The sequence below is a fragment of the Pedobacter sp. 01T416_2 genome (assembly GCF_056398925.1).
This window is the reverse complement of record NZ_JBFTQI010000936.1, coordinates 1-2,074: the sequence shown is the minus strand read 5'-3', so window position 1 is coordinate 2,074 and position 2,074 is coordinate 1. Positions and strand designations below refer to the sequence as shown.

Annotated in this window: 1 protein-coding gene; it reads right to left on the bottom strand. The window is 36.7% G+C overall.

Translation table 11 applies throughout. The features are described from left to right. Positions 1-1,340 precede the first annotated feature (1,340 nt). On the bottom strand, positions 1,341-2,074 hold a 734-nt coding region (locus tag AC1DPQ_RS26015), incomplete at its 5' end, for an HlyD family secretion protein (protein WP_477611337.1).

Below are 2,074 nucleotides of genomic sequence, written 5' to 3'. Positions count from 1 at the left end.
CTTCTGGTTTTCTTACCACTTTTCAGATAGGGCCGTCCGAGCCGCTTTTTCTTTTCTTCCATTCCAAAATCATCTAAAAGAGAAAACGAGTTGCGAGTTTTCTCCATCCCCAAATGCTCCGCTTTGGGGCAAGATTCTTTTTGGAGGGATAATCCGCAGGATTATTGTCCGACAAAAAGACATCTTGCGGGTATAAAAAAACCAAGGGTTTACTTGCTAACTTCTACATATCTAAAATTGACTTCCCTTTTATTTACAAACAATCAGGACATAAAAAAAGGGGCCGAATGGCCCCTCCCACCTAAACTAAAAACAAAAAAAAACAAGTCTTCAATAAGGTATACCGGGATTACTCACGTAAGTCCATACGGACCTGGCCGTCGCCTGCCTCTGCGCTTTCGTTTATTGATATGATCTCAACTTCGCATGAATTTTCCGTTCCTCACGGAATAATGCTTCATCCCACAATTTCAAAGAACAGGTGCATGGCACCTATCTATTCCCATTAGCATAAAAGACTTTCTTTTGAAGAAAATCTTTTACTTGATCATTTGGAACCGCATCTTTGATGACGGCACCATGGATCAGGTAATTTTTAGATTGTTATTCAGTTATTCTTAAAACAGGTTACCCCGTTTCATTGACCAAACGTATCCAGTAATTTAGCGTGATGAAATTTTTGGCCTGAAATGGCCTGAATTGGTCTGAGTATGAGCGTAAAGTGACCTAACAACTGGCATGTTCAGTCTAAACTAAGGACTTGATGGAATCGTGAAGACTGAGCTAAATATATCCAATCTTCCCAGATTCTCTCTTCATTTTCCAATCTATCTTTCCTGCATTTGATCGGTTAATCCTCCGCGAAGATGGTTTTACAAGAAACGGCCTTCCCGGACACGATTTACAGCAAATCAGCCCACTTTGTAAAACACATCGGAATAAGAAATATAATTTTGATTTTAAGGTAATTAGAACATCTCTATTTTGGTTCTCGATGAATCCAATCCTGCTTTCAGAAGCATAAAGCCGCTTAAAATGAGCTGATTGACCACTTTCAAGCGAAATCTGGTGAACAATATAGGCCGAAAAGTAAGATTCATAAAATTCTAACGAACATTCACCTTCAATTCTCATAATTGCCACCAAAAGTGGGAAAGAACCATTTTTATCGTAACACCCACTTAAATGAATACTCCATTCAAATTCTGGATAATGATAGCATACTTATTCCTTTTGAAAGTTCTGAAATCCAAGTAGATTATCATTATGCCAATAAAAGAGTTTTATTTTCTCTCTCTAGTTTTCCAATCTGGGTGAACTAGTTATCATTTATTCTATATCTAATTATTACTATTTAGCATTTTAGTTACATTTCTAAAGAAGCGTTGCAGCAATGAACTTTTTTCAGTAATAATTTCTACATCTGCCTGCATTCCATTTTTAAGCACTATTTTTCGATTAGAATCTTTATTTTCAAATTGCTCGAAACTTACTTTAGCGAGAAAAACACTGTCCTTATACGCTACATCAGAGATATACGAAAGCCGACCTCCTATAATACCGTATTGCTCAAATGGAAAGCTTTTCAGTTTTACCAAGACACGTTCACCCTCATGTATTTTACCCATATTATACTGAGGAATCTGTATCTCGCCAAAAAAAATGGCATTACCTGGGTTCACAATAAATACTTCCTGATCAGCAACTACATTTTGGTTCTCTTGTATTATGCCTGCAAAACTCAGTTTGCCTGCCAAAGGTGCTCTTAAAATATGCTCCAATATCCAATTATCACTTTCAGTTACACATTGATTTAAAGCCTGTACAAATTTTGCCTGCTCTTCGGCAATAGTGTGCTTAATATCCAATAATTCTTTTTCCTTTGCTGTGTAGCTGCTGGAATTGTTCAGTATCGCAGTTTCTGTTTGTTGGAGTGGATATTTGGCTGACAAAAATTTGTTTTCCTGCTGCGTGAACTCACTTCTAGAGATTACCTTGTTCTTAAATAGTTTTTGATAGGCTTTATATTCTTCTTCTTGATTGGCATATTCGAGTTTTTGAATCTTCTCTTGTT